The organism is Streptomyces sp. NPDC012510, assembly GCF_042955065.1.
Lineage (GTDB): Bacteria > Actinomycetota > Actinomycetes > Streptomycetales > Streptomycetaceae > Streptomyces.
In genome coordinates, this window is record NZ_JBIBEN010000021.1 from 81,111 (window position 1) to 106,935 (window position 25,825).

Sequence of the window (25,825 nt, forward strand, 5' to 3'; positions counted from 1 at the left end):
CACTGTTCACAAGTCGCCGGGCGTCAGCTGACGCCGAGCTCCTTCGCGTTCTTCTTCAGGTCCTCGATACCACCGCACAGGAAGAAGGCCTGCTCGGGGAAGTGGTCGTACTCGCCGTCGATGATCGCGTTGAACGCGGTGATCGACTCGTCCAGCGGGACGTCCGACCCGTCGACGCCCGTGAACTGCTTGGCGACGTGGGTGTTCTGGGACAGGAAGCGCTCGACGCGACGGGCACGGTGGACGGTGAGCTTGTCCTCCTCGCCCAGCTCGTCGATACCGAGGATCGCGATGATGTCCTGGAGGTCCTTGTACTTCTGCAGGACCGTCTTGACGCGCATCGCGGTGTTGTAGTGGTCCGCCGCGATGTAGCGGGGGTCCAGGATGCGGGACGTGGAGTCCAGCGGGTCCACGGCCGGGTAGATGCCCTTCTCGGAGATCGGACGGGAGAGAACCGTCGTCGCGTCGAGGTGGGCGAACGTGGTGGCCGGGGCCGGGTCGGTCAGGTCGTCCGCGGGGACGTAGATCGCCTGCATCGAGGTGATCGAGTGACCACGGGTCGAGGTGATGCGCTCCTGGAGGAGACCCATCTCGTCGGCCAGGTTCGGCTGGTAGCCCACCGCGGAGGGCATACGGCCGAGCAGGGTCGACACCTCGGAACCGGCCTGGGTGAAGCGGAAGATGTTGTCGATGAAGAACAGCACGTCCTGCTTCTGCACATCGCGGAAGTACTCCGCCATGGTCAGACCGGCGAGGGCCACGCGCAGACGGGTGCCCGGGGGCTCGTCCATCTGACCGAAGACCAGGGCGGTCTTGTCGATGACGCCCGAGTCGGCCATCTCCTCGATGAGGTCGTTGCCCTCACGCGTGCGCTCACCGACACCGGCGAACACGGAGACACCGTCGTGGTTGTTGGCGACGCGGTAGATCATCTCCTGGATGAGCACCGTCTTGCCGACGCCGGCACCACCGAACAGGCCGATCTTTCCACCCTTGACGTACGGGGTGAGAAGGTCGATGACCTTGACGCCGGTCTCGAACATCTCGGTCTTCGACTCGAGCTCGTCGAAGTTGGGGGCCTTGCGGTGGATGCCCCAGCGCTCGCCCGTGTACTGCTCGTCAGTGTTCAGCACCTCACCGAGGGTGTTGAACACCTTGCCCTTGGTGAAGTCGCCGACCGGCACCGTGATGGAGGCGCCGGTGTCGGTGACCGGGGCCTGGCGGACCAGACCGTCGGTGGGCTGCATGGAGATCGTGCGGACCAGGCCGTCACCCAGGTGCTGGGCGACCTCCAGGGTCAGCGTCTTCTTCGCGCCGTCCTCGGCCGGGTCGGCCACCTCGACGTGAAGGGCGTTGTAGATGTCGGGCATGGCGTCGACGGGGAATTCCACGTCGACGACCGGGCCGATGACCCGGGCGACGCGGCCCGTGGCAGCGGCCGTCTCAACTGTCGTCGTCATTACTTGTCACTCCCCGCGTTCGCGTCGGCCAGGGCTGCGGAGCCACCGACGATCTCGCTGATTTCCTGGGTGATTTCGGCCTGGCGGGCCGCGTTGGCAAGGCGGGAGAGCGTGTTGATCAGCTCGCCCGCGTTGTCGGTGGCCGACTTCATCGCGCGGCGGGTGGCGGCGTGCTTGGAAGCGGCCGACTGGAGCATCGCGTTGTAGATACGGCTCTCGACGTAGCGCGGCAGCAGGGCGTCGAGGACGTCCTCCGCCGACGGCTCGAAGTCGTACAGCGGAAGGATCTCGCCCTTCGGCGTGGCCTCCGCCGCCACCTCGTCGAGGCTGAGCGGCAGCAGCCGGTCGTCGAGCGCCGTCTGCGTCATCATCGAGACGAACTCGGTGAAGACGATGTGGAGTTCGTCCACCCCGCCGTCCGCCGTGTCCTTCTCGATGGCCTCGATCAGCGGAGCAGCGACCTTCTTGGCGTCCGCGTAGCTGGGCTCGTCGGTGAAGCCCGACCACGACTCCACGACCTTGCGCTCGCGGAAGTTGTAGTGGGCCAGACCGCGGCGGCCGACGATGTACGTGTCGACCTCCTTGCCCTCCGCCTCAAGGCGCGCCGTCAGCTGCTCGGCGACCTTGATGGCGTTGGAGTTGAAGGCGCCGGCCAGTCCGCGGTCGCTCGTGAGGAGCAGCACCGCGGAACGGGTCGCCGTCTCCGCCTCCGTGGTCAGCGGATGCTTGGTGTTCGAACCGGTACCGACCGCCGTGACCGCGCGGGTGAGCTCGGTCGCGTACGGCGTGGAGGCCGCCACCTTGCGCTGCGCCTTGACGACGCGCGAGGCGGCGATCATCTCCATCGCCTTGGTGATCTTCTTGGTCGCGGTGACGGATCGGATGCGACGCTTGTAGACCCGGAGCTGGGCTCCCATGAGTCAGGTCCCTTCCTTACGTCACTTGGAGACGTTGACGGCCGGGGCGTCCTCGCCGAGCAGCTTGCCGTCCGAGGTCTCGAACTGCTTCTTGAACTCGGCGATCGCGTCGGCGACAGCGGTCAGGGTGTCGTCCGACATCTTGCCGCCCTCCTTGATGGAGGTCATGAGGCCCTGCTCCTTGCGGTGCAGGTACTCCAGCAGCTCCTTCTCGAAGCGGCGGACGTCGGCGACGGGGACGTCGTCCATCTTGCCGGTGGTACCGGCCCACACGGAGACGACCTGGTCCTCGGTCGGCATCGGCTGGTACTGCGGCTGCTTCAGCAGCTCGACCAGACGCTGACCGCGCTCCAGCTGCGCCTTCGACGCGGCGTCCAGGTCGGAACCGAAGGCGGCGAACGCCTCCAGCTCACGGTACTGGGCGAGGTCGAGGCGCAGACGGCCGGAGACCTGCTTCATCGCCTTGTGCTGCGCGGAACCACCGACTCGGGAGACGGAGATACCGACGTTCAGCGCGGGGCGCTGACCGGCGTTGAAGAGGTCCGACTCCAGGAAGCACTGGCCGTCGGTGATGGAGATGACGTTGGTCGGGATGAACGCCGAGACGTCGTTGGCCTTCGTCTCGACGATCGGCAGACCGGTCATCGAGCCGGCACCCAGGTCGTCGGAGAGCTTCGCGCAGCGCTCAAGGAGACGGGAGTGCAGGTAGAAGACGTCACCCGGGTAGGCCTCACGGCCCGGCGGGCGGCGCAGCAGCAGCGACACGGCGCGGTAGGCGTCGGCCTGCTTCGAGAGGTCGTCGAAGATGATGAGGACGTGCTTGCCCTCGTACATCCACTGCTGACCGATGGCCGAACCGGTGTACGGCGCCAGGTACTTGAAGCCGGCCGGGTCGGACGCCGGGGCGGCGACGATGGTCGTGTACTCCAGCGCGCCGGCCTCTTCGAGGGCGCCACGCACGGAGGCGATGGTCGAGCCCTTCTGGCCGATGGCGACGTAGACGCAGCGGACCTGCTTGTTCACGTCACCGGAACGCCAGTTGTCGCGCTGGTTGATGATCGTGTCGACGGCCAGGGCGGTCTTGCCGGTCTGGCGGTCACCGATGATCAGCTGACGCTGGCCGCGGCCGACCGGGGTCATGGCGTCGACGGCCTTGTAACCGGTCTCCATCGGCTCGTGCACCGACTTACGGGCCATGACGCCGGGAGCCTGCAGCTCCAGGGCGCGGCGGCCGGTGGTCTCGATCTCGCCGAGGCCGTCGATCGGGTTGCCGAGCGGGTCGACGACGCGGCCGAGGTAGCCCTCGCCCACGGCGACCGACAGCACCTCGCCGGTACGGCTGACCGGCTGGCCCTCCTCGACACCGCTGAACTCACCGAGGACGATCGCGCCGATCTCGCGCTCTTCCAGGTTGAGCGCGAGGCCGAGGGTGCCGTCCTCGAACTTCAGCAGTTCGTTGGCCATGGCCGAGGGAAGACCCTCGACCTTCGCGATGCCGTCGCCGGCAAGGGTGACCGTACCGACCTCCTCGCGCGAGGCCGCGTCCGGCTGGTACGACTGGACGAAGTTCTCCAGCGCGTCCCGGATCTCCTCCGGCCGGATCGTGAGCTCCGCCATCTGGGTTCCCTGCTCTCCTTGTTGGGCCCGAAGTTTCACTTTGGGGGGATGGGGACTCCCCCCTGAAAGAGGTGAATCCTCTGCACGGCCCAACCGGGCCGCAGACATACGTACGTACTGCTATGAAGTTTGTGCTAGCTCGCCAGGCGGCGGCCGGCGTCCTCAAGTCGGTCCGCGATCGAGCCGTTGATGACCTCGTCGCCGACCTGGACCCGGATCCCGCCGAGGACACCGGGGTCCACGTCGAGGTTCAGGTGCATGGGACGGCCGTAGAGCTTCGCCAGGGCGGCGCCGAGGCGTCGCTTCTGCGGGTCGCTCAGCGGGACCGCCGAGGTGACGACGGCGACCATGCGGTCCCGGCGCTCGGCGGCGAGCTTGGACAGGGACTCGAGTCCCCCCTCCAGGCTACGTCCACGCGGCGCGGTCACGAGGCGCGTCACCAGACGCTCGGTGGTGGCCTTGGCACGGCCGCCGAGCAGGCTGCGCAGCAGCTCGCCCTTGGCCGAGGCGCCGGCGGCACGGTCGGTCAGCGCGGACCGCAGCTCGGTGTTCGAGGCGACGATCCGGCCGAAGCGGAACAGTTCGTCCTCGACGTCGTCGAGCGTGGCCGACTGCTGCGCGGCCGTGAGGTCGGCGATGTCGGCCAGCTGCTCCAGCGCGTCCACCAGGTCGCGGGGCTGCGACCAGCGCGAACGCACCAGGCCCGACACCAGGTCGGCGGTGGTCGCGCCGACCTGGCCGCTGAGGATGCGGCCGACCAGCTCGGCCTTGGCCTCGCCGGGCTGCGCCGGGTCGGTGAGGACCCGACGCAGCGACACCTCGCGGTGGAGCAGAGCGGTGACGGCGGCCAGCTCGTCGGCGAGCCGCGCCGCGTCCGCGGACGTGGAGTCCGTCAGCGCGTCGAGACGCTCACGTGCGGCTGCCAGGGCCTCGCGGCTCGCTCCGTTCATCGCGTGGCCTCGGCCTTCTCCTCGAGGTCGTCGAGGAAGCGGTCGATGACACGGCTCTGCCGGGCGTGGTCCTCCAGGGACTCGCCGACGAGCTTGCCGGCCAGGTCGGTGGCGAGCTTGCCCACGTCCTGACGCAGCGCCGAAGCGGCGGCCTTGCGGTCGGCCTCGAGCTGCGAGTGACCGGCGGCGATGATCTCCTCGCGCTGCCGCTGGCCCTCGGCCCGCATCTCGGCGATGAGCACGGCGCCCTGCTCCTGCGCCTCCTGGCGCAGCCGCGCGGCCTCGTGCCGAGCCTCGGCGAGCTGAGCCTTGTACTGCTCAAGGACGCTCTGGGCCTCGACCTTCATGCGGTCGGCTTCTTCGATACCGCCCTCGATCGCCTCGCGGCGCTCTTCCAGAACCTTGTTGATGTTCGGGAGCGCCTTCTTCCAGAAGAAGAAGAAGACGATGGCGAAGGCGATGGCGCCCACGAGCAGCTCGGGGCCCGGCGGGATGAGCGGGTTCTGCTCTTCCCCGGCCGCCAGCTGTACCAGGTTGGCGATCACATCAGTGCCTTTCGTTGAAAGGTTTGCTCGTCAGGGTTCGTCAGTTGTAGACGAACGGCATGACGATGCCGATGAGGGCGAGCGCCTCACAGAAGGCGAAGCCGAGGATCTGGTTGGCACGGATCAGGCCGGCGGCCTCGGGCTGGCGGGCCAGGGCCTGGGTGCCGTTGCCGAAGATGATGCCGACGCCGACGCCGGGGCCGATGGCGGCGAGGCCGTAGCCGATGGAGCCGATGTTGCCGTCGACGGCGGCGAGGGTCTCAAGGGCAGCCATGCTGATTCTTCCTTCTCTTTCAGGACCGGCGGGGGTTGGCCACCGGACGTTCTGGGGGGTTGGTGGAGCGCGGTGCTCAGTGGTGCTCGGCGAGCGCGCCCTGGATGTACGAGCAGGCGAGGAGCACGAAGACGTACGCCTGGACGGCCTGCACGAAGAGCTCGAAGAGGATCATGACGATGGTCATGATGAAGGAGACACCGGCCGCCGGGATCATCCAGCTGTTCAGCAGGTACCAGGAGGCGACGGTGAACATGACCAGCATCAGGTGGCCGGCGAACATGTTGGCGAACAGTCGCACCGCGTGCGTGAACGGGCGGACCAGCAGGTTCGAGAAGAACTCGATGACCACCACGAGCGGCAGCACCGGGCCGAGCGACTTGTCGTAGCCGGTGACGTTCTTGAAGAAGCCGACGAAGCCGTGCTTCTTGAAGGTCAGCGAGACCCAGACCACGTAGACGACGGCGGCCAGAACCATCGGGTAGGCGATGATCGACGACACCGGGAACTGGGCCAGCGGGATCACGGACCAGATGTTCATGAGCCAGATGAAGAAGAACAGCGAGACCATCAGCGGGACGTACTTCTCGCCCTCCTTCCGGCCCAGCGTCTCGTAGACGATGCCGCGGCGTACGAAGTCGTAGCCCGCTTCGCCGATCATCTGCAGCTTGCCCGGGACCACCTTCGCCTTGCCGAAGGCGAGGGTGAAGAAGGTGATCACCAGGAGGGTGGTGATGAGCGCGAGCAGCATCACCTTGTTGAACTCGAACCCGCCGACCGTGGCGATCGGCTTGAAGAGGAACGAGTGCAGGCCCGGAGCCGGGAAGCCACAGCCGTTGTCGGACATGATCCGACAGCTCCAGTCAAAGGCGAGCTGGGTCTGGTCAGCACTCACCGCGGGCTCCTTCGGCGTGACGCATGGGTACGGCAACCTCGTTGTGTCGGCGCGGCGCGCAGCCGCGGGTCGGCACCGGACAGGTGTTACGGATGTGGGGGCGGCTGGGGGGCATCGAGCCTCGCGATTGAGCAGGCGTCAGCTCAGATGCCCGCGCCCGCGATGCCGCAGTTGGCACCGGACGATAGCAGGAGTTCGCACACGCCCTTATCCCGGCCCTACTCCTCACGACGAGTGCCCCGATTTTTCGGGCTTGTTGCCCGTCGGCGCATCGGGTTCGACATAGAGGATCTTGGCCTTCATATGGGCACGCGTCTGTGCGGTGATCCACACGAGAGTGGTGCCGACGAGCGTGAACGCGAAGGCCCTGGGGTGGAACAGAGTCGTGTCCTTGAAGGCGGACAGGAAGATGAACAGCAGCAGGATCTGTGCCGCGTAAAGCATGAGGCCCATCATCTGGAACAGATGAGGAAGCGATTTGGCAGTGCGCTGCAGAACGTAGAGCCCGATTCCCATGAAGAGGATCGTGATCACCGCCGCGACGATGGCGCCGACGGCCCCCTTGCCCCCGACGACCACACCGCTGACGACGGCGCCGATCGCGCCGGCGGCAGCCGTGGGCACGGCAGCTTGAAGGAGGATCCGGACGTCATTGGACGGCATGGCGGCAACTCCGCTTGCTAAGGGGGCAGGGTGTCGTCATGGACGAGCGTAGACCCCGGGGGCGAGCGGAAACCTCGCGCCAATGGACCGTCGCAGTGCGGTCCTTCGACTCTGTCCCGGGTTCTCGTGAACCGTATCACAAACTATTTGATGAGGTCTTTACCTGAATGCTGTGCCAGGTGTCACACATGAGAGTGAACCTGCCCGCCTGAGCAAAAACAGCACCGACTTGTCTGGTATAAGGGCGGTTTGCACCACCAGGCTCATGCATGGCCTCGGCAAAGCGTTAGTCAGATTCTTACCTTCCCGTCAGCGCGACGCCCCGCCGTGCGTCCGCACGACGGACGGCCGGAGGCCGTGTGCGAGATGCCGCACACGGCCTCCGGCCGGTTCTCCGATCAGGGCGACGAGGATCGCGACGCGAGAGTGACTCTCAGTGGCGCGCACCCGCGGGGCTGCGTTCCGCTTCGTGGGCCCGGGCGCCGATCGCCGTCGCGCCGTTGAGGGAGGGCGTCCAGTCGGGGAGGGGCTCCGCTGCGACCGGAGGGACCACGCGCCGACGGTAACGGGGCGGTACGAAGCGCTGAGCCCAGCGCGGGGCGCGGGGGGTGAAGCGGGGCAGCAGGAGAAGGAAGAGGCCGACACCGCTGAGCATGGCGATGGCGAGGACGATCCACATCGACGCCGCGTTCACCGTGTAGGCGAGAGTGCCGAAGGCGATCACCGCCGACCAGAAGTACATGATCAGCACGGCCCGGCTGTGCGAGTGCCCGACCTCCAGGAGCCGGTGGTGCAGGTGGCCCCGGTCGGCGGCGAACGGCGACTGCCCACGCCAGGTGCGGCGCACGATCGCGAGGATCAGGTCGGCCGCCGGGATCGCGATGATGGTCAGCGGCATCAGCAGCGGGATGTAGACCGGCACCATCGAGTAGACCGTGGTGCGCTCCGAGCCGTACAGGTTCATCACGTCCGGGTCGACCTGCCCCGTGATGGAGATCGCGCCGGCCGCCAGCACCAGGCCGATCATCATCGAACCCGAGTCGCCCATGAAGATCCGGGCCGGGTGCATGTTGTGCGGCAGGAAGCCCAGGCACATGCCCATCAGGACGGCAGCGAACAGTGTGGCGGGGGCCGCGGCCTCGATGCCGTAGCTGTACCAGAGGCGGTAGGCGTACATGAAGAACGCGGCGGAGGCGATGCAGACCATGCCGGCCGCGAGACCGTCGAGGCCGTCGACGAAGTTCACCGCGTTGATGGTGATGACGACCAGGGCGACCGTGAGCAGGGTGCCCTGCCACTGGGTCAGCGCGACGATCCCCACGCTGGGGATGGGCAGCCACAGGATCGTCAGACCCTGCATCACCATCACACCGGCGGCGATCATCTGGCCGCCGAGCTTGATCAGGGCGTCGATCTCGAACTTGTCGTCCAGGACGCCGATGAGCCAGATCAGCGCTGCCCCGGAGAGCAGCGCACGTGGTTCGTTGGACTCGGCGAAGACCTCGCTGAGGTTGGTCAGGTGGTCGGCGACCAGCAGACCTGCGCAGAGACCGAAGAACATCGCGATGCCGCCGAGGCGGGGCGTGGGCTCACGGTGGACGTCGCGCGCACGGATCTCCGGCATGGCTCCGGCCACGATCGCGAACTTCCGTACCGGCCCTGTCAGCAGGTACGTGACCGCGGCCGTGATGCAGAGCGTCAGGAGGTATTCACGCACGGGCTTCCCCACAGGTCTCGCTGGCCATCACAGCCCCACACCCTAGCGATGCGCGCATATGGTTGGGGACTTCCGGGTAGCGACGATGGTTGCACGTGATGCTGTGTGCAGTGGTGCGTCTACCCCACCTCAGCGCGGATACGGCGGAAATCTTCCGGCCAGGTCCCGCACTTCTTCACGGGTCCGCCTGCCGTCGACGCCGTCCCGCAGCACCTGCGCGAACAGCGTGGCAAGGCGGGTCATCTCCGCCTCGCCCATGCCCTGCGTGGTCAGCGCGGCCGTGCCGAGCCGCAGGCCACGGGCGTCTCCGGCGGTGACGTCGATGGCGCCGCCATGGGGCAGCGCACAGCAGTCCAGGACGATCCCGGCGGCCGCGAGCCGTCCCCGCGCGGTGCGGCCGTCCACACCGAGTGGCGCGGGATCGACGGTGAGGAGATGGGTGTCGGTGCCACCGGTGACGACCACGAGGCCCTCCCTGGCGAGTCCCTCGGCCAGGACGCGGGCGTTCGCGACCACCTGATGGGCGTACGCGGTGAACGCCGGCGTCCCCGCCTCCCCGAACGCGACGGCCTTCGCGGCGATGGTGTGCATCTGCGCGCCGCCCTGGGTGAACGGGAACACCGCCCGGTCCACGCGCTCGGCCAGCTCGCCCCCGCACAGCAGCATCCCGCCGCGCGGCCCGCGCAGCACCTTGTGCGTGGTGGCGCAGACGATGTCGGCGTACGGCACCGGGTTGGGCGCCGCTCCCCCGGCCACCAGCCCGATCGGATGGGCGGCGTCGGCGATCAGATACGCCCCGACCTCGTCGGCGACCTCGCGGAAGAAGGCGTAGTCGATGTGCCGGGGGTAGGAGATCGAGCCGCACACGATGGCCTTGGGGCGGTGCGTACGGGCCAGGGTGCGCACCTGCTCACGGTCGATGAGCCCGGACTCGGCCTCCACGCCGTACCCGACGAAGTCGAACCAGCGGCCGGAGAAGTTGGTGGGCGACCCGTGGGTGAGATGGCCGCCGAAGTGCAGCCCCATCGCCAGCACCGTGTCACCGGGGCGCAGCAGGGCGGCGTACGCGGCCAGCACGGCCGAAGACCCGGAATGCGATTGCACGTTGGCGTGCTCGGCCCCGAACAGAGCCTTGGCCCGCTCCACCGCCAGCCGTTCGGCGACGTCCGCCATCTCGCAGCCGCCGTGGTACCGCGCTCCCGGATAGCCCTCCGCGTACTTGTTGGCGAGCGGCGACCCCAGCGCGGCCAGCACCGCGGGCGAGGTGAAGTTCTCGGCGGCGATCAGCTGCAGCGTCGTCGCCTGCCGGTCGAGTTCCCCGAGCAGGATGTCGGCCAGCTCGGGGTCCTGCCGCCGCAGGACATCGGCCTCTAGGACAGGGGTGACCGACATGATGGACTCCGGGGCGTCGACGGTGACGTACGACCAATGTAGGCCCGCGCGCGCCGGGGCGCCCGGTGTTACGCCCGAGCGGGCACCCCGGTCAGCGCCGTCACCACGGGATCGAGCGCCTGGTGTATCTCGTCGCCCACCGAGCGGAAGAACGGCAGGGGCGCCCCGTAGGGGTCGTAGACCTCGTCCGCCTCCGCGGTCGGGGCCAGGAGCCACCCGCGTAGAGCGGCCGCGGCGCGGACCAGCGCACGCGCGCGGACGACCATGCCCTCCTCCAGGGGAGGCAGGGTGGTCGGGTCGATGGCCCGGACGAGGCGGGTGAACTCCTTCAGGGTGAAGGTGCGCAGCCCGGCGGAGTGCCCCATGGAGATGACCTGCGCCCGGTGGTCACGGGTGGCCGTCAGTACGAGGTCGGCCCGGATGACGTGCTCGTCCAGCAGTTCCCGCCCCGTGAAGCCGGAGGCGTCCGCGCCGAAGTCCGCGAGGACCGCCTCGGCGTTGGCCTCCATGGGCGCCCCCTCGTGCCCCCAGGTGCCCGCGCTCTCGACGATCAGGCCTCCCCACAGCGGGTCCCCGAGCCGGTCCGCGAGGGCATGCCGGGTCAGCCGCTCGGTGATGGGCGAGCGGCACACGTTGCCGGTGCTGACGTGGAGGATGCGAAAGGTGTCACGCGGCAGCCCCGTGAAGGTCCGCGTCTCTTCCCCGTCCCATATGCCACGCCCCGCGTCAGGGGCCGTCAATTCGCCACCTCGAGGTCGGGTACGACCTTGCGCAGCTCCTCCGCCGACAGGGCGCCCGCCCGCAGCAGCACCGGCACCTTGCCCGTGACGTCCACGATGCTGGAGGGCACGTTGCCGGGGGTCTGGCCGCCGTCGAGGTAGACGGAGACGGAGTCACCGAGCATCGCCTCGGCGGCGTCGCAGTTCTCCGGCGCCGGGTGCCCGGTCAGGTTGGCCGAGGAGACCGCCATGGGTCCGACCTCGGTCAGCAGCTCGATGGCGACGGGGTGCAGCGGCATACGCACGGCGACCGTGCCCCGGGTGTCGCCGAGATCCCACTGGAGCGACGGCTGGTGCTTGGCGACGAGCGTGAGCGCGCCCGGCCAGAAGGCGTCGACCAGTTCCCAGGCCATCTCGGAGAAGTCCGTGACGAGGCCGTGCAGGGTGTTCGGGGAGCCGATGAGGACGGGCGTGGGCATGTTGCGGCCCCGGCCCTTGGCCTCCAGGAGGTCGGCGACGGCCTCGGAGGTGAACGCGTCCGCGCCGATGCCGTACACGGTGTCCGTCGGCAGCACCACGAGCTCGCCCCGGCGAATGGCGGACGCGGCCTCGCGCAGACCGGTGGCGCGGTCGGTCGCGTCGTTGGTGTCGTATCGCCGTGCCATCTAGCGGGCCTCCTCGTACACGTACTGCTGGGCATCCAGAGAAACTGTCGTCGGGCGCGTGCTCATGCGCGCGCTCATCAGCGTGTTCACGGCAGCGCCTTGCGGGCGGTCGCGAACCGCGGCCGGTTGTTGAGGTCCGGGTGGTCGGCCGCGTCGGCCCAGCCCCGCTCCTCGGTGAAGATCCAGGGCACCTGGCCGCCCTGGGTGTCGGCGTGCTCGATGACGACGACACCCCCGGGACGCAGGAGCCGATGCGCCGTACGTTCGAGGCCACGGATGAGATCCAGACCGTCCTCCCCTGAGAACAGGGCGAGTTCGGGATCGTAGTCGCGGGCCTCGGGTGCCACGTACTCCCACTCCGTGAGCGGGATGTACGGCGGGTTGGAGACCACGAGGTCGACCTGGCCGTCGAGGTCGCGGAAGGCGTCCAGGGCGTTGCCCTGGCGCAGGTCGACGCGCGAGCCCGCCATGTTCTTGCGGGTCCAGGTCAGGGCGTCCTCGGACAGCTCCACGGCGTGCACACGCGAGCGCGGCACCTCCTGCGCGAGGGCGAGCGCGATGGCGCCGGAGCCGGTGCACAGATCGACGATGAGCGGCTCGACGACGTCCATCGCGCGGACGGCGTCTATGGCCCAGCCGACCACCGACTCGGTCTCGGGCCGGGGCACGAACACCCCGGGTCCGACCTGAAGTTCGAGGTAGCGGAAGTAAGCGCGCCCGGTGATGTGCTGGAGCGGCTCACGCTGCTCTCGCCGGGCGATGACCTCCCAGTACCGGGCGTCGAAGTCGGAGTCCCTGACGGTGTGCAGCTCGCCCCGCTTGACGCCGTGCACGAACGCGGCGAGTTCCTCCGCGTCGTTGCGCGGCGAGGGCACGCCGGCGTCGGCCAGGCGCTGGGTGGCCTGGGCCACTTCCGCGAGCAGCACGCCGCGGGGGTTGGGGGGTCGACCCCCAATATGTTGCTGCACGCAAGTCCTCCGTCGTACTTCTTCGTGCTCGTACGTGCCTTACGCGGCTGCCAGCTTCGCGGCCGAGTCCGCGTCGACGCAGGCCTGGATCACCGCGTCGAGTTCGCCGTCCAGGACCTGGTCCAGGTTGTAGGCCTTGAAGCCGACGCGGTGGTCCGAGATGCGGTTCTCCGGGAAGTTGTACGTGCGGATCTTCTCGGAGCGGTCGACGGTACGGACCTGGCTGCGGCGGGCGTCGGCGGCTTCCTTCTCCGCCTCCTCCTGCGCCGCGGCGAGCAGCCTGGAGCGCAGGATACGCATCGCCTGCTCCTTGTTCTGCAGTTGACTCTTCTCGTTCTGGCAGGAAGCGACGACTCCGGTGGGAATGTGCGTGATGCGCACCGCGGAGTCGGTGGTGTTGACGGACTGTCCGCCGGGCCCGGAAGAGCGGTAGACATCGATGCGCAGATCGTTCGGATTGATCTCGACGTCGATCTCCTCGGCCTCGGGTGTGACGAGCACACCCGCGGCGGAGGTGTGGATACGGCCCTGGGACTCGGTCGCGGGCACACGCTGCACGCGGTGCACACCGCCCTCGTACTTCAGCCGGGCCCAGACGCCCTGGCCGGGCTCGGTGGCGCCCTGCCCGCCCTTGGTCTTCACGGCGACCTGGACGTCCTTGTAGCCGCCCAGCTCGGACTCGGTGGAGTCGATGATCTCGGTCTTCCATCCGACGCGCTCGGCGTACCGCAGGTACATCCGCAGCAGGTCACCGGCGAAGAGCGCGGACTCGTCGCCGCCGGCGCCGGCCTTGATCTCCAGGATGACGTCCTTGTCGTCGGACGGGTCCCGGGGCACGAGCAGCAGCCGCAGCTTCTCCGTCAGCTCCTCGCGCTGCTTCTCCAGGTCCTTGACCTCGGCCGCGAAGTCCGGGTCGTCCGCGACGAATTCGCGGGCGGTGTCGATGTCGTCGCCGGTCTGCTTCCAGGAGCGGTACGTGCCGACGATCGGGGTCAGCTCCGCGTAGCGCTTGTTCAGCTTGCGCGCGTTGGCCTGGTCCGAGTGGACCGACGGGTCGGCGAGCTTCTTCTCCAGGTCGGCGTGTTCCCCGACCAGTTCCTCGACCGCCTCGAACATCTCTCCGGCTCCCTGTACGACGTACGACGTTGTGAGTGGGCTGCACCGCAAAGCGCCGGTCCCGACGCCCCCGATGGGGGCACCGCGGACCGGCGCTGGGGGCTCGCTACTTCTTGGCAGCGGCAGCCTTGCCGAAGCGGGCCTCGAAGCGGGCCACACGGCCACCGGTGTCGAGGATCTTCTGCTTGCCCGTGTAGAACGGGTGGCACTCGGAGCAGACCTCGGCACGGATGGTGCCGCTCTCGATCGTGCTGCGGGTGGTGAACGACGCGCCGCAGGTGCAGCTGACCTGCGTCTCGACGTACTCGGGGTGGATGTCGCGCTTCAAGGTGTCTCCTAGTTTCGGGAGGGCGCCGGGTCGCGTCCGCGGGGTGCGGGCGCGTGAACCGGAGCCGACGTACCAGTCTGCCAGGACTGGTGCCATCTCCCAAAACCAGGGGGTGCCGCCAGGTATTCCCTCACCCGACCACACTCCCGAGCGCCGCTTCCCCGCCGACCCGCCCCGCGACCCCGCACCGCTTCCCCGCCGACCCGCCCGCCCCGCTGCTTCCCCGCCCCCACCCGGCTGCGCGCCGCACGCCGCCGCCCCGCCCTACCCACTTGCGTGGCAGTCGTGCCGCTGGGGCGGCACGGGTGGGCGCAGCGGCACCCTGTCAGCGCCGGTGAGCGCCCCTCCCCCGCAGGCGCCCTCAGGAGGAAGCCACGACTCCGTCGGCCGAACCCGTCGCCGTTCCCTTCGTCGCCGACTTCGGGATCTGCTTGTCGGCCTTGAGCGCGGCCCAGACCTGCTTGGCCTTGGCCTCGTCCACCAGCACCCGGTTCGCGTCGGCGGGGTCGTACTGGACCGGCATCGTGACCATGGTCATGTTCTTGGAGCTGATCCCCTTGAGCCCACCCGCGAAGGAGGCGAGGTCCTTGACGGAGTCGAGGTCGGAGTCGGTGGTGACGGCGTCGGTCGCGGTCTCGGCGAGGTCGTAGAGCTTCTTGGGGCTGGAGAAGATGCCGACCTCCTTGACCTGCTCGATGAGGGCCTTGATGAACGCCTGCTGGAGCTGGATGCGCCCGAGGTCGGACCCGTCGCCGACCCCGTGCCGGGTGCGCACGAGCCCGAGCGCCTGCTTGCCGGTCAGGGTGTGCTCGCCGGCCTTCAGGTCCAGATGGCTCTCGGGGTCCTCGATGTCCTTGGTGGTCGTGATGTCGACTCCGCCGAGGACGTTGATCAGCTTCTCGAAGCCGGCGAAGTCGACCTCGACGTAGTGGTCCATGCGCATGCCGGACAGGGACTCGACGGTCTTGACCGCGCACGCCGCGCCGCCCGTGGAGTACGCGGAGTTGAACATCGCCATGTTCGCCGCCGGATGCGTCCTGCCGTCGGCGTCGGTGCACTCGGGGCGCTCGACGAGGGTGTCCCGGGGTATGGAGACCACGCTGGCCCTCTTGTGTCCCTCGTAGACGTGCACGACCATCGCCGTGTCGGAGCGGGCGGTGCCGTCGTCGACACCGCCGCCGAGCTTCTTGTTGCTGCCCGAGCGGGTGTCGGAGCCCAGGACGAGGATGTCCTGCGAGCCGTTGTCGACGTCCAGGGGCCGGTCGGTGCCGAGGGCCTGGTTGATGTCGACGCTCTTGATGTTGCCGTTGAGCTTGAAGTACAGGTAACCGATTCCGGTGCCGCCCAGCACCAGGACGCCGGCGGCGGTCCAGACGACGGCGAGCGCTGCTCTGCTGTGCCCCTCGCGCGGCTTACGGCGGCGGCCCTTGGCCGCGCGGTGGCGCGGTCCCGTGAAGCCGGACTGTCCCGGGGTGGCGGGTTCCGGCGTGGTGTCGGCGGACATCTGCTCCTCGTTCTCTTTCCGGTCGGTTACCCCCTGCGCTCAGGCCCAGGCCTGTCGGGTCGGACGAGGCCATGACACTCGACTCGACGCTCCATGGCCGCTCCGCCCGGTCAGACGGGATATTCCGGGAAAGGGTTGCACGACGAACGGTGCCCATCGCATCAAGCGCGATGGGCACCGTGTGTGACGGGTGAGACCGGCGGGGCCGGTCTCACCTGCCGTTTCAGCCGAGGAGGTCGTACTGGGCGTAACTCGTGCCGACCGAGGCCCGTGTGCTGAAGATCTCGCTCGTGGCCTTGCCGGTGCCCTTGTACAGGTACAGCGTGCCGGCCGGCGTACGGGCCAGGAGGTCCGCCTTGCCGTCGCCGCTCACGTCACCGGGAGTGAGGAGCGTGTTGTAGGCGCTCCAGTCCGAGCGGACCTTGATCCGGGTGGCGAACGCGCCCGTGCCGGACTTGCCGGCGCCCTTGTAGAGGTAGACGTTCGATCCGGTCTTGGTGCGTGCGATCAGGTCGGCCTTGCCGTCGCCGGTGAAGTCGCCGTGACCGAGCACCGCGTTGTACGTGTTCCAGCCCGTGCCGACCTTGACCCGGGTCGAGAAGGACCCGTTGCCCTTGCCCGGGTAGATCCACAGGGCGCCCGCCGAGTCGACGGAGAGCAGGTCGGGCAGGGCGTCGCCGGTGACGTCGCCGGGCGTGAGGATCCGGGTGCGGGTCTTCCAGTTGTCGAAGATCTGCGTGGTCGTCCAGGTGCTGGACGAGGCCGACCGCCGCCGCCAGAAGACGTCACCGTCGGAGGAGCGGCGCAGGACGTAGTCCTGGTAGCCGTCCCGGTTCAGGTCGGTCTGCTGGACCAGGTTGTAGCCCTGCCAGCTGCCCTCGTCGGTCAGGGCCGCGCGGTCGCCGAGCTTGGAGCCCGTGGACGCGCGGACGTAGCCCTTGCCGGTCTCCTTGTTGCGCAGGAAGACGTCGGCCTTGCCGTCCCCGGTGATGGCCGTGTCGTCGACCCTCGGGTAGGTCACGCCGACGTACTTGCTGACCTTGGCGAGGACCGGGTACGCGTACTTCGCCACGCAGTCCTTGACGCCCCACGAGACGACGCCGATGATCTTGCCGCCGACCACGAGCGGGCCACCGGAGTCACCGTTGCAGGTGGCGGTGGTCGTGGCGTCGGAGCCGCCGGCGGGCTTGCCCGCGCAGAACATGTGCCCCTTGATGAAGTAGCTTCCCCAGGTGTTCTGGCAGTTCGTGTCGCTGACGACCGGCAGCGTGGCCGTCTTCAGCTTCTGCGAGATGTTCTGGTTGGTGGAGCTGGTACGGCCCCAGCCGTAGACCTTGGCGCTGGTGCCCGCCGTGTACGAGGACGTGTCGGTGGACGTCGTCATCCTGATCGGCGTGGCCTTGACGGGCTCGGTCAGCGTGAGGACCGCGACGTCGTTGTCGATCAGGTCCTCGTTCCACGAGGAGTGGTTCCACTGGCGCGAGACCTTGCTGTGGGCACCGCCGTGGTAATCCATGCTCACGAGGTTGCCGTCCTCGTCGTGGACGGCCGTGGGCAACTGGTCGGTGCCGGTGACGATCTCGCCGTACTTGACCCAGTCGTAGTGGTTCTTGTCGACACAGTGCGCGGCGGTGAGGATCTTCGTCGGCGAGACGACCGTGCCGCCGCAGAAGAAGCCGAGGTCCTGGGTCCCGTCGTAGTACCAGAGCTGGGCCATCCACGGCGCCGAGGCGATCGTGGTCGTCGAGCCGCCGATGATCTGGGCGGACGGCTGCAGGCCACTGCCCGAACTCGCGGTGGACGACGGCTCCCGCGTCGGCATACCGGCGGTGTCGTCCGCCTCCATCGCCTTGGCGATCCGGACATCCGCCTCGTCGGGCGGCGAGGCGGTGTCGGCGCCCGCCCCGCTCGCGGACGACATCAGCAGCGTCCCGGTTATCGCGGCGGCTATGGCTCCGGACAAGGGTCTAGCCACTCAATTCCCCCCTGGGAGTGCAACGGTTGTTCAGAGCATGAAGACCGTGATCGTACACGTGTCCCCTACAGACAACCGGGGCCACCCTCATGTGTGAGGGTGGCCCCGGTGACTGCGCCTCTACCGGTCGGCTGTTTCCGCCTGCACCGGTCGGCGTTACTAGTCGCCGTTCCCCGGCGTGGGCGTCGTCTTCTGGATCTGCATCAGGAACTCGACGTTCGACTTCGTCTGCTTCATCTTGTCCAGCAGCAGCTCGATCGCCTGCTGCTGGTCGAGCGCGTGCAGCACCCGGCGCAGCTTCCAGACGACCGCCAGCTCCTCGTTGCCGAGCAGGATCTCTTCCTTACGGGTACCGGACGCGTCCACGTCCACCGCCGGGAAGATCCGCTTGTCCGCGAGCTTGCGGTCGAGCTTGAGCTCCATGTTTCCGGTGCCCTTGAACTCCTCGAAGATCACCTCGTCCATGCGGGACCCGGTGTCCACCAGGGCGGTGGCGAGGATGGTCAGCGAGCCGCCGTCCTCGATGTTCCGGGCCGCACCGAAGAAGCGCTTCGGCGGGTACAGGGCGGTCGAGTCGACACCACCGGACAGGATGCGGCCGGAGGCCGGGGCGGCGAGGTTGTACGCACGGCCCAGACGCGTGATCGAGTCGAGCAGCACGACCACGTCGTGGCCCAGCTCGACGAGCCGCTTGGCGCGCTCGATGGCGAGCTCGGCGACCGTCGTGTGGTCCTCGGCCGGGCGGTCGAAGGTCGAGGAGATGACCTCGCCCTTCACCGACCGCTGCATGTCGGTGACCTCTTCCGGACGCTCGTCGACGAGGACGACCATCAGGTGGCACTCGGGGTTGTTGTGCGTGATCGCGTTGGCGATCGCCTGCATGATCATGGTCTTGCCGGTCTTCGGCGGGGCCACGATCAGACCGCGCTGGCCCTTACCGATGGGCGAGACGAGGTCGATGATGCGGGTGGTGAGCACGCCCGGGTCCGTCTCCAGACGGAGGCGGTCCTGCGGGTACAGCGGCGTCAGCTTGTTGAACTCCGGGCGGCCACGGCCGTGTTCGGGCGCCATGCCGTTGACGGAGTCCAGACGGACCAGCGCGTTGAACTTCTCGCGGCGCTCGCCCTCCTTGGGCTGACGCACGGCACCGGTGACGTGGTCACCCTTGCGCAGGCCGTTCTTGCGGACCTGGGCGAGGGAGACGTACACGTCGTTCGGGCCGGGCAGGTAGCCCGAGGTGCGGATGAAGGCGTAGTTGTCGAGGATGTCCAGGATGCCCGCGACGGGGATCAGGACGTCGTCCTCGGCGAGCTGCGGCTCGGGGCCGCCCATGTCGTCACGGCCGCGACGGCCACGACGGTCACGGTAACGGCCGCGACGGCCCCGGCGGCCGCCGTCGAAGTCATCGTCGTCCTGCGGGCCGTTGTCACGCTGACGGTCCTGACGGCCGCCGCCCTGCTGCTGGCCCTGCTGCTGGCCGCGGTCGCGCTGCTGCTGACCGCCGCCGCCCTGCTGCTCGTCGCCCTTGCCTCGACGGCCGCGGTCACCGCGCTCGCCGCGGTCGCCACGCTCACCGCGGTCACGGCCGCGCTCGCGGCGGCCCTGGCGGCCTTCGGCACCCTGGTCACCGGCCTCGGCCTTGACCTCGGCGGGAGCGGCCGGCGTCTCGGCCTTGGGCTCGCTCTTCGCCTCGGCGGCGACCGTCTCGGGGCTGCCCGCCTCGGCGGTGGCACGACGACGGCGGCGCTCGGTGGGCGCCTCGTCGCCACCGGCCGGCTGGCCGGGGATCTCGATCTGCTGCTGGGCCACGGCCTTCTCGGCCTTGTCGGCCTTCTCGGCGGGCGCCGCGGTCTTCTTGGCGGTGGCCTTCTCGGCCGGGGCGGCGTCGTCGCCCGTGCGCGCCTTCGAGGTGGCACGGCGCTTCGGCTTGGTCTCGGTGGCTGCCTCGGCCTTGGGAGCCGCGGCACCCCCTCCGGCCTGCGCCTCCTTGATGACCTCGATCAGCTGGCTCTTGCGCATACGCGCGGTGCCCCTGATGCCGAGGCCGGATGCGACCTGCTGCAGCTCGGCCAGCACCATGCCCTCGAGGCCGGTGCCACGGCGCCGCCGGGAGCCGGCACCGCTGGCAGGCGCGGCGTCCGTGGCGGGCGCGGCAGCGGTGTCCTCGACACGTGCGCCCATCAGATCGGTGGTGTCGCTCACGAAGGGTCCTTCCCTGGAGCGGACGTCGGCCTTCTGGCTCGGCGACCGTTTGTGCTGTCCGGCTTCGGTCCTGTTCGGGTGGACCGTGCCGGGGCGGTGGTCCGCCAAAGGCGGCGGAGGAGAATTTCTGGTGATTCGGCGCTTTCCGGACCGTGGTGGCACTGAGTGTCTGTGTCACGCGGCTCGGCAACGCCGGTTCCGGAGCCTGCTCGGCAGACCGCTCAGTGCCTGCGTACGGCGTACAGCTTGACGTACGAAGCACAGTGCGGCTTGGGAGACTCCCGGAAGAATGGTTGTCCCGGACGGGGACGATAAGCACCTCGCCATGGCTGAGGCAGGTGCAGACTTGAGGTTAACACTACCGGATCCAACAAACATTCCCCCTCTCGAAATCCGGCAACCGCGCCCCTACGCGTCGCCGGTGTCGACGCCGGTCTCGGCGACGGTGGTGGTGAGCGGCAGGACGCACGCCCCTCGGGCGTCGAGGTCCAGCCGGTTGGCGGCCCAGCCCTCGCCCGCGAGGTCGGCCACCTTGTCGGCACTGGCCTCGTCGGCCAGGGCCAGGACCGTGGGTCCGGCGCCGGAGATGACCGCCGGGACGCCGTCGGCCCGCAGTCGTTCGACCAGGGCCGCGCTCTCCGGCATGGCGGGCGCCCGGTACTCCTGGTGCAGCCGGTCCTCGGTGGCGGGCAGCAGCAGCTCGGGGCGCCTGGTCAGGGCTTCCACGAGCAGGGCCGCGCGGCCGGCGTTGGTCGCTGCGTCGACGTGCGGGACGGTGCGCGGGAGCAGTCCGCGCGCCGTCTCCGTCAGAACCGGCTTTCCGGGGACGAAAACCACCGGAACGATGGAATCGGCGGGATCCATCCTGATCGCCCGGGCGGAGCCGCCCTCCATCCAGGAGAGCGTGAAGCCGCCGAGAAGGCAGGCCGCGACATTGTCGGGGTGGCCCTCGATCTCCGTGGCCAGTTCGAGCAGCGCGGCGTCGTCGAGCCGGTTGTCGCCGCCTATGGTGACGGCGCGGGCGGCGACGATGCCCGCGCAGATGGCGGCGGAGGAGGAGCCGAGGCCTCGGCCGTGCGGGATGCGGTTGGCGCACACGATCTCAAGACCGCGGGGCTGACCGCCCAGCAGGTCGAAGGCGGTGCGCAGGGAGCGGACGAGCAGATGCCGCTCGTCGCGCGGGAGCGTCTCGCTGCCCTCCCCGGCGATGTCGACGTGCAGGCCGGAGTCGGCCACCCGGACGACCACGTCGTCGTAGAGCCCCAGCGACAGGCCGAGGGCGTCGAAGCCCGGGCCCAGGTTGGCGCTGGTGGCGGGGACGCGCACCCGTACGGCGGCGGCGCGGAACGCTGGACCGGCCATCGCTCGATGACTCTCCTTGAGCTGCGAGATTGACGATTGTCCATGTCGATTGCCGAATGACGTTCGACAGGTGTGGGAACCCTGCGGCCGCTCAGGACGGCACGGCGCCGCGCCCCGTGCGGGGCATATGCGGCGGGCGGGTTCACCACAGCCTATCGAAGGAAGGTTCTGTGGCGACATAGGGCGCACAGGAGGCGCACGATGCGTGTCGTAAGCCCCCTGTGCACCCCCTGTCGGGTCCTGTCAGGGTTATCCCCCGAGAATCGGCGTCTACGCGCGACTCTCAGGCCTTTCGAACGGCTGGGCGACAGACTACGCGGGACTACGCGAGACCGAGGCGCTCGGCGGCCGTCGGCGCGTCCACGGGGACCGTGACGGGCTGCGGGGCGCCCGCGACGGCCCAGTCGGGGTCCTTGAGGCCGTTGCCGGTGACCGTGCAGACGATGGTCTGCCCGGGGTCGACCTTGCCGTTCTCGGCGGCCTTCAGCAGGCCGGCCACCGAGGCGGCGGAGGCGGGCTCCACGAAGACACCTTCCTGGGCGGCCAACAGCCGGTAGGCGCGCAGGATCTCACGGTCCGTCACCTCGTCGATGAACCCGCCCGACTCGTCCCGGGCGGCGAGGGCGTACTGCCAGGACGCCGGGTTGCCGATCCGGATCGCGGTGGCGATCGTCGACGGGTCCTTGACGACCTCCCCGCGCACGATCGGCGCGGAACCGGAGGCCTGGAAACCCCACATACGGGGCGTCTTGGCGGCGATCCCGTCGGCGGCGTACTCCTTGTAGCCCTTCCAGTAGGCCGTGATGTTGCCCGCGTTGCCCACCGGCAGGACATGGATGTCGGGCGCGTCGCCGAGCATGTCCACGATCTCGAACGCGGCGGTCTTCTGACCCTCGATGCGTACCGGATTGACCGAATTGACCAGGGCCACCGGGTAGTTGTCGCTCAGTTCACGCGCGAGGGTGAGGCAGTCGTCGAAGTTGCCGTCGACCTGGAGGATCTTCGCGCCGTGCACGAGGGCCTGGCCCATCTTGCCCAGCGCGATCTTCCCCTGCGGAACGAGCACGGCCGAGACCATGCCCGCACGGACGGCATAGGCGGCCGCCGAGGCGGAGGTGTTGCCCGTGGAGGCGCAGATGACGGCTTTCGCGCCCTCTTCCTTCGCCCGGGTGATGGCCATGGTCATACCGCGGTCCTTGAAGGACCCGGTCGGGTTGGCGCCCTCCACCTTGAGGTGGACCTCGCAGCCCGTGCGCTCGGAGAGCACCTGCGCGGGCACGAGGGGCGTGCCGCCCTCGCGGAGCGTCACGACCGGCGTGGTGTCGGAGACGGGCAGGCGGTCCCGGTACTCCTCGATGATTCCGCGCCACTGGTGGGTCATTGCTGGTTACTCTCCTTCAACGCGCATGATGCTGGCGACACCCCGCACGGTGTCGAGGTTGCGCAGCGCCTCGACGGTCCCGGTGAGGGAGGCGTCGGAGGCACGGTGGGTGACGACGACGAGAGAGGCCTCGCCGTCCTTGCCCTGCTGGCGAACCGTATCGATCGACACACCGTGCTCGGCGAACACGGTCGCCACCTGGGCGAGAACTCCCGGTTTGTCGGCGACGTCGAGGCTGATGTGGTAGCGCGTGACGACCTCGCCCATCGGCGAGACCGGCAGGGCGGCGTAGGCGGACTCGCCGGGCCCGGTGGCGCCCGTGAGCCGGTTGCGGCACACGGCCACGAGGTCGCCGAGGACGGCGGAGGCCGTGGGGGCACCGCCCGCGCCCGGCCCGTAGAACATCAGCTGACCGGCGGCGTCCGACTCCACGAACACGGCGTTGTAGGCGCCGCGTACGGAGGCGAGCGGATGGGTCAGCGGGATCATCGCCGGGTGCACGCGCGCGGTGACGGAGCCGCCGTCCGCGGCCCGCTCGCAGATGGCGAGCAGCTTGATGGTGCAGCCCATGTTCTTGGCGGAGGCGAAGTCGGCCGCCGTCACCTCGGTCATGCCCTCGCGGTACACGTCGTCGAGCCGTACGCGCGAGTGGAAGGCGATACCGGCGAGGATCGCGGCCTTGGCGGCGGCGTCGAAGCCCTCGACGTCGGCGGTCGGGTCGGCCTCCGCGTATCCCAGCGCGGTGGCCTCGTCGAGGGCCTCCTGATAACCCGCGCCCGTGGTGTCCATCTTGTCGAGGATGAAGTTGGTCGTCCCGTTGACGATGCCCATCACCCGGTTGATCTTGTCGCCGGCGAGGGACTCGCGCAGTGGCCGGATCAGCGGGATGGCGCCGGCGACGGCGGCCTCGTAGTAGAGGTCCTTGCCGTGCTGGTCGGCGATCGCGTGCAGGGCGGCGCCGTCCTGGGCGAGGAGGGCCTTGTTGGCGGAAACGACGGAGGCGCCGTGCTCGAACGCGGTGGTGATGAGGGAGCGGGCCGGCTCGATACCGCCGATCACCTCGACGATGACGTCGATGTCCCCTCGTTTGACCAGGGCGGTCGCGTCGGTGGTGACGAGCGCCGGGTCGATGCCCTCACGCACCCGGGAGGGACGCCGGACCGCGACGCCCGCCAGCTCGACCGGGGCGCCGATACGGGCGGCGAGATCGTCGGCGTGCGTCGTCATGATGCGCGCCACCTCTGAGCCGACAACCCCACAGCCCAGCAGCGCCACCTTCAGCGGACGCGTACGCATCATCCGACCTCGTTTCCTCACATACCGACATACCGAATACGGTGGGACCAGTCTCACTCACCGGACGGGGGTTTCTGCCCCTCGTCCGGATCGTGAGACATGTATTTCATTTTCTCAGGGCCGGAAGACGAAGATCTTTCGGCCTGACGTGTTGGTGGCGCCAATCACCCGACGTCGAGCCGGAGAAGATCCTCCTCCGTCTCGCGGCGAACGATGACCCGGGCCTCTCCATCATTGACGGCGACGACCGGCGGGCGCAGCACGTGGTTGTAGTTGCTGGCCATCGAACGGCAGTACGCGCCGGTGGCCGGTACGGCGATCAGGTCACCCGGTGCCAGGTCCGCCGGCAGGAACGCGTCCTTCACCACGATGTCACCGCTCTCGCAGTGCTTGCCGACCACCCGGGCGAGCATCGGCTCGGCGTCGGAGGCGCGGGACACCAGCGCGACGCTGTACTCGGCGTCGTACAGCGCGGTCCGGATGTTGTCCGACATGCCGCCGTCCACGGAGACGTACGTCCGCAGCCCGTCCAGCGGCTTGATGGTGCCGACCTCGTAGAGCGTGAAGGCGGTCGGGCCGACGATGGCACGGCCCGGCTCGACGGAGATGCGCGGCGTGCGCAGCTTGGCGGCTTCGCACTCCCTCGTGACGATCTCGGTGAGCGCCTTGGCGATCTCGTGCGGCTCACGGGGGTCGTCGTCACTGGTGTACGCGATCCCGAGCCCGCCCCCGAGGTCGATCTCGGGCAACTCGACGCCGTGCTCGTCACGGACCTCCTTGAGCAGCCCGACCACGCGGTGCGCGGCGACCTCGAATCCGGAGGTGTCGAAGATCTGCGACCCGATGTGGGAATGGACCCCGATGAGTTCGATCCCGTCGAGCTTCAGCGCCCGCCGTACGGCCTCCGCCGCCTGCCCGCCCGCGAGCGGGACCCCGAACTTCTGGTCCTCGTGCGCGGTGGCGATGAACTCGTGGGTGTGTGCCTCGACGCCGACGGTGACACGGATCTGCACCTTCTGCCGCTTGCCCAGCGACTGGGCGATGTGCGCGACCCGCACGATCTCCTGGAACGAGTCGAGCACGATCCGGCCGACGCCGGCCTCGACGGCACGGTGGATCTCGTCAGTGGACTTGTTGTTGCCGTGGAAGGCGATGCGGTCGGCGGGCATACCGGCGGAGAGCGCGGTGGCGAGTTCGCCGCCCGAGCAGACGTCGAGGTTGAGCCCCTCCTCGTGCAGCCAGCGCACGATGGCCCGGGACAGGAACGCCTTGCCCGCGTAGAACACGTCGGCGTCCTGCCCGAACGCCGTACGCCAGGCCCGCGCCCGGGTCCGGAAGTCGACCTCGTCGACGAAGTACGCGGGCGTGCCGAACTCCTCGGCCAACGCCTTCACGTCGACCCCGCCGACGCGGACGACTCCGTCGGCGCCACGGGTGACGGTCTGGGCCCACACCTTGGGGTCCAGCGTGTTCAGGTCGGCGGGCGGAGCGGAGTAGTGGCCCTCCGGGAGAACGTCGGCGTGACGGGGCCCGGCGGGGTGTGCGGAACGGCTCATGTGTGGAGTGCTTTCTCTGTATCTCTCTGGTGCTCTGCGCGCGGGGCTCAGGGGCGGCGGGCTCAAGCGGTTCGGGCTGGGGCGTGAGCTTTCGGCTTGGGCTTGGGCTTTCGCTTTCGCTTGGGCTGTGGCTTTGGCTGTGGCTTCGCTTTGGCTTTCGCTTGGGCTGTGGCTTTGGCTGTGGCTTCGCTTTGGCTTTCGCTTGGGCTGTGGCTTTGGCTGTGGCTTCGCTTGGGCTGTGGCTTTGGCTGTGGCTTCGCTTTGGCTTTCGCTTGGGCTGTGGCTTTGGCTGTGGCTTCGCTTTGGCTTTCGCTTGGGCTGTG

At 68.9% G+C, this 25,825-nt stretch carries 22 protein-coding genes; all 22 read right to left on the reverse strand.

All coding sequences use genetic code 11. The features are described 5' to 3' along the window. Window positions 1-23 precede the first annotated feature (23 nt). The 22 genes from atpD to lysA all read right to left on the reverse strand — a co-directional run bounded on the left by atpD (window position 24) and on the right by lysA (window position 25,502). Entirely contained in the window at window positions 24-1,460 is a 1,437-nt protein-coding gene (gene atpD / locus ACFY9I_RS32145; protein ID WP_391007950.1) for a F0F1 ATP synthase subunit beta, read from the reverse strand. Further along, window positions 1,460-2,377 (reverse strand): F0F1 ATP synthase subunit gamma, encoded by a 918-nt coding sequence (locus tag ACFY9I_RS32150; protein WP_184899449.1) that lies wholly within the window; start codon window positions 2,375-2,377, stop codon window positions 1,460-1,462. The genes atpD and ACFY9I_RS32150 overlap by 1 nt, the downstream gene beginning before the upstream one ends. Before the next feature lie 21 nt (window positions 2,378-2,398). Next, complete coding sequence (gene atpA, locus ACFY9I_RS32155) at window positions 2,399-3,994, reverse strand: F0F1 ATP synthase subunit alpha (RefSeq protein ID WP_391007952.1); 1,596 nt, start codon at window positions 3,992-3,994, stop codon at window positions 2,399-2,401. Between the two features lie 134 nt (window positions 3,995-4,128). Continuing rightward, window positions 4,129-4,944 (reverse strand): F0F1 ATP synthase subunit delta, encoded by an 816-nt coding sequence (locus ACFY9I_RS32160; protein ID WP_391007954.1) that lies wholly within the window; start codon window positions 4,942-4,944, stop codon window positions 4,129-4,131. After that, window positions 4,941-5,489 (reverse strand): F0F1 ATP synthase subunit B, encoded by a 549-nt coding sequence (locus ACFY9I_RS32165; RefSeq protein ID WP_391007955.1) that lies wholly within the window; start codon window positions 5,487-5,489, stop codon window positions 4,941-4,943. The genes ACFY9I_RS32160 and ACFY9I_RS32165 overlap by 4 nt, the downstream gene beginning before the upstream one ends. 40 nt (window positions 5,490-5,529) lie before the next feature. Beyond that, the gene (gene atpE / locus ACFY9I_RS32170; protein ID WP_003997868.1) at window positions 5,530-5,763 is read right to left on the reverse strand and encodes an ATP synthase F0 subunit C; all 234 of its coding nucleotides are present in this window, start codon (window positions 5,761-5,763) and stop codon (window positions 5,530-5,532) included. Window positions 5,764-5,839: 76 nt separating this feature from the next. Next, window positions 5,840-6,610 (reverse strand): F0F1 ATP synthase subunit A, encoded by a 771-nt coding sequence (atpB, locus tag ACFY9I_RS32175; protein WP_391008080.1) that lies wholly within the window; start codon window positions 6,608-6,610, stop codon window positions 5,840-5,842. Between the two features lie 273 nt (window positions 6,611-6,883). Next, window positions 6,884-7,321 carry a hypothetical protein gene (locus ACFY9I_RS32180; protein ID WP_391007957.1) on the reverse strand — a complete coding sequence of 146 codons (438 nt, stop codon included), beginning with the start codon at window positions 7,319-7,321 and terminating at the stop codon, window positions 6,884-6,886. Window positions 7,322-7,754: 433 nt separating this feature from the next. Further along, window positions 7,755-9,038: an MraY family glycosyltransferase gene (locus ACFY9I_RS32185; protein WP_391007959.1), complete on the reverse strand. Its 1,284-nt coding sequence runs from the start codon at window positions 9,036-9,038 to the stop codon at window positions 7,755-7,757. Between the two features lie 129 nt (window positions 9,039-9,167). Beyond that, window positions 9,168-10,430 carry a serine hydroxymethyltransferase gene (gene glyA / locus ACFY9I_RS32190; RefSeq protein ID WP_391007961.1) on the reverse strand — a complete coding sequence of 421 codons (1,263 nt, stop codon included), beginning with the start codon at window positions 10,428-10,430 and terminating at the stop codon, window positions 9,168-9,170. A gap of 68 nt (window positions 10,431-10,498) precedes the next feature. Then, on the reverse strand, window positions 10,499-11,170 hold the full coding sequence (locus ACFY9I_RS32195; RefSeq protein WP_033526518.1) for a low molecular weight phosphatase family protein: 672 nt from the start codon (window positions 11,168-11,170) through the stop codon (window positions 10,499-10,501). Further along, window positions 11,167-11,814: an L-threonylcarbamoyladenylate synthase gene (locus ACFY9I_RS32200; RefSeq protein WP_391007963.1), complete on the reverse strand. Its 648-nt coding sequence runs from the start codon at window positions 11,812-11,814 to the stop codon at window positions 11,167-11,169. Before ACFY9I_RS32200 ends, ACFY9I_RS32195 begins: the two co-directional genes overlap by 4 nt. Window positions 11,815-11,900: 86 nt before the next feature. Continuing rightward, entirely contained in the window at window positions 11,901-12,740 is an 840-nt protein-coding gene (gene prmC, locus ACFY9I_RS32205; RefSeq protein WP_391007965.1) for a peptide chain release factor N(5)-glutamine methyltransferase, read from the reverse strand. Between the two features lie 81 nt (window positions 12,741-12,821). After that, window positions 12,822-13,898, reverse strand: a complete 1,077-nt coding sequence (prfA, locus tag ACFY9I_RS32210) for a peptide chain release factor 1 (RefSeq protein WP_391007967.1) — start codon at window positions 13,896-13,898, stop codon at window positions 12,822-12,824. A gap of 106 nt (window positions 13,899-14,004) precedes the next feature. Next, window positions 14,005-14,226 (reverse strand): 50S ribosomal protein L31, encoded by a 222-nt coding sequence (gene rpmE, locus ACFY9I_RS32215; RefSeq protein WP_028804216.1) that lies wholly within the window; start codon window positions 14,224-14,226, stop codon window positions 14,005-14,007. 361 nt (window positions 14,227-14,587) lie between these two features. Then, complete coding sequence (locus tag ACFY9I_RS32220; RefSeq protein ID WP_391007970.1) at window positions 14,588-15,730, reverse strand: LCP family protein; 1,143 nt, start codon at window positions 15,728-15,730, stop codon at window positions 14,588-14,590. 223 nt (window positions 15,731-15,953) lie between these two features. Next, the gene (locus tag ACFY9I_RS32225; RefSeq protein WP_391008082.1) at window positions 15,954-17,651 is read right to left on the reverse strand and encodes a trypsin-like serine protease; all 1,698 of its coding nucleotides are present in this window, start codon (window positions 17,649-17,651) and stop codon (window positions 15,954-15,956) included. Between the two features lie 213 nt (window positions 17,652-17,864). Beyond that, a complete protein-coding gene (rho, locus tag ACFY9I_RS32230; RefSeq protein WP_391007972.1) occupies window positions 17,865-19,907 on the reverse strand; it encodes a transcription termination factor Rho in 2,043 nt (680 codons plus the stop codon). A 408-nt stretch (window positions 19,908-20,315) separates the two neighbouring features. Then, window positions 20,316-21,269, reverse strand: a complete 954-nt coding sequence (gene thrB / locus ACFY9I_RS32235; RefSeq protein WP_391007973.1) for a homoserine kinase — start codon at window positions 21,267-21,269, stop codon at window positions 20,316-20,318. Between the two features lie 322 nt (window positions 21,270-21,591). Then, the gene (thrC, locus tag ACFY9I_RS32240) at window positions 21,592-22,650 is read right to left on the reverse strand and encodes a threonine synthase (protein ID WP_391007975.1); all 1,059 of its coding nucleotides are present in this window, start codon (window positions 22,648-22,650) and stop codon (window positions 21,592-21,594) included. A gap of 6 nt (window positions 22,651-22,656) precedes the next feature. After that, window positions 22,657-23,949 carry a homoserine dehydrogenase gene (locus tag ACFY9I_RS32245; protein ID WP_391007977.1) on the reverse strand — a complete coding sequence of 431 codons (1,293 nt, stop codon included), beginning with the start codon at window positions 23,947-23,949 and terminating at the stop codon, window positions 22,657-22,659. A gap of 161 nt (window positions 23,950-24,110) precedes the next feature. After that, window positions 24,111-25,502, reverse strand: a complete 1,392-nt coding sequence (lysA, locus tag ACFY9I_RS32250; RefSeq protein WP_391007979.1) for a diaminopimelate decarboxylase — start codon at window positions 25,500-25,502, stop codon at window positions 24,111-24,113. Window positions 25,503-25,825: the final 323 nt, after the last annotated feature.

Bases quoted from the DNA above. Each gene is read 5' to 3' on its own strand.
- atpD (WP_391007950.1), bottom strand. From the start codon at position 1,460: ATGACGACGACAGTTGAGACGGCCGCTGCCACGGGCCGCGTCGCCCGG.
- ACFY9I_RS32150 (WP_184899449.1), bottom strand. From the start codon at position 2,377: ATGGGAGCCCAGCTCCGGGTCTACAAGCGTCGCATCCGATCCGTCACC.
- atpA (WP_391007952.1), bottom strand. From the start codon at position 3,994: ATGGCGGAGCTCACGATCCGGCCGGAGGAGATCCGGGACGCGCTGGAG.
- ACFY9I_RS32160 (WP_391007954.1), bottom strand. From the start codon at position 4,944: ATGAACGGAGCGAGCCGCGAGGCCCTGGCAGCCGCACGTGAGCGTCTC.
- atpE (WP_003997868.1), bottom strand. From the start codon at position 5,763: ATGGCTGCCCTTGAGACCCTCGCCGCCGTCGACGGCAACATCGGCTCC.
- atpB (WP_391008080.1), bottom strand. From the start codon at position 6,610: ATGTCCGACAACGGCTGTGGCTTCCCGGCTCCGGGCCTGCACTCGTTC.
- ACFY9I_RS32180 (WP_391007957.1), bottom strand. From the start codon at position 7,321: ATGCCGTCCAATGACGTCCGGATCCTCCTTCAAGCTGCCGTGCCCACG.
- glyA (WP_391007961.1), bottom strand. From the start codon at position 10,430: ATGTCGGTCACCCCTGTCCTAGAGGCCGATGTCCTGCGGCGGCAGGAC.
- ACFY9I_RS32200 (WP_391007963.1), bottom strand. From the start codon at position 11,814: ATGGCACGGCGATACGACACCAACGACGCGACCGACCGCGCCACCGGT.
- prfA (WP_391007967.1), bottom strand. From the start codon at position 13,898: ATGTTCGAGGCGGTCGAGGAACTGGTCGGGGAACACGCCGACCTGGAG.
- ACFY9I_RS32220 (WP_391007970.1), bottom strand. From the start codon at position 15,730: ATGTCCGCCGACACCACGCCGGAACCCGCCACCCCGGGACAGTCCGGC.
- ACFY9I_RS32225 (WP_391008082.1), bottom strand. From the start codon at position 17,651: ATGTCGTCCGCGAGCGGGGCGGGCGCCGACACCGCCTCGCCGCCCGAC.
- thrB (WP_391007973.1), bottom strand. From the start codon at position 21,269: ATGGCCGGTCCAGCGTTCCGCGCCGCCGCCGTACGGGTGCGCGTCCCC.
- thrC (WP_391007975.1), bottom strand. From the start codon at position 22,650: ATGACCCACCAGTGGCGCGGAATCATCGAGGAGTACCGGGACCGCCTG.
- ACFY9I_RS32245 (WP_391007977.1), bottom strand. From the start codon at position 23,949: ATGATGCGTACGCGTCCGCTGAAGGTGGCGCTGCTGGGCTGTGGGGTT.
- lysA (WP_391007979.1), bottom strand. From the start codon at position 25,502: ATGAGCCGTTCCGCACACCCCGCCGGGCCCCGTCACGCCGACGTTCTC.